This window comes from Frankia sp. CeRuru1, assembly GCF_977966315.1.
In genome coordinates this window covers 1-1292 of sequence record NZ_CDWWEW010000047.1, presented here as the reverse complement: position 1 = coordinate 1292, position 1292 = coordinate 1, and the positions used below count along the sequence as shown (strand labels likewise).

At 68.3% G+C, this 1292-nt stretch carries 1 protein-coding gene; it reads right to left on the bottom strand.

Annotated features, from left to right (window positions below; translation table 11 throughout):
* Nucleotides 1-1080: BUD32 family EKC/KEOPS complex subunit (locus tag AC08OP_RS05770; protein ID WP_476613233.1), on the bottom strand; the 1080-nt coding region annotated here is incomplete at its 3' end.
* Nucleotides 1081-1292: the final 212 nt, after the last annotated feature.

Sequence of the window (1292 nt, the reverse complement as noted above, 5' to 3'; positions counted from 1 at the left end):
GCCCTGGCTGGGATCGATCGGCTTCGTCGGGACGGACGCCTGGCTCGGTTCCCACCAGGAACTCCCCGCGCCGAGGGACGGCGCGACCGCCTCGCTGACAGGCGCGTCCGGCAGGGCGCTGTCGGCGTCGCGCAGCAGCGTCGGCAAATCGACGTCAACCGCCGGCGGCCCGAGGCAGAAGCGCCGCAGCAGCGGGACGAGCCGACGGACCTCGCCGTCCCGGCTTGCGGCGAGTCGTGACCAGATCGGCGTGTGGTCGGGCTGGGCGAGGTCGGACGCGCTCAGGATGAGGTTCTCGTCGCGGTGGAACTCTTCCCACAGGGCCGGGTCGGCGGCGACTGCCAGCACCGAGAGGTAGATGACGAGACCCGGGAAGGTGTCGACGCGGCGGTCCCAGTAGCCCGTTGACTGCCGGCGGGGGTGCTGGTAATGGCGATGTCCATGCTCGTCCGGCGGCAGGTGCGCGACCGTCGGGACCCAGACCGAGTCCAGGTCCACGAGGCGTACTGAACCTTGTTCGGTGACGAACACGTTGCCGTGCTGCAGATCGCCATGGGCGATCTCGGCCTTGCTCATCTCACCGAGTAGAAGCTTCCATTCGGCGGCGAGGTCATGCAGCGCTTCCGGAGAGGCGAGGTGCTGGCGGACGTAGGTCCGCAGGGTGGTGCCCTGGACCTGGTCCATGACGACCACCGGCCACCATTTCTCGCCGACCCGCACTCCCTGCGCGACCCACTCGGCTTTCGGGAAGGCCGACAGCACCCGATGACGACGTAGATGATTCGTTACCGCCGCGTAGCGTTCGGCTCCGCCGGTCAGCGGCCGGGTCGGACAGCGCAGCGCGAAGGCACTGCCCGTCGCCGCTCCGAAGAAAACGACCGCCGACTCGCCGGTGACCTGCACCGGGGCACCGAAAGCGTCCCGTTCGAACCGGGCGGTCCGCAGCCGTGGATCCGTGAATACCTCCGCGCCAGTAGAGACCGCCGCCTCGAACTGGCCACCATTCGGCCAAACTCCCGCGCCGAGCACGCCGCTTCCCCCTGGGACGGACCGTCGGAAGTAACCGCCACCGTCGTTCAACCGGTGATCGTCCTTGCCTGTCGGACATTAGCCGACCGTGGATCGGCTTGTCCATGTGCTCGGCGACCGAGAAGCCCATGGACCTCAGGTGATCGCCGTGATCCCGCCTCAGGATGGTTTCTTCGCGGAAGGCGACCGCGATCGGGGATCGGCTTGTCGCCGGCCGCCCCAACCATTCAATCCCACAATTTCACCGGGGGTCGGGTTCGCAG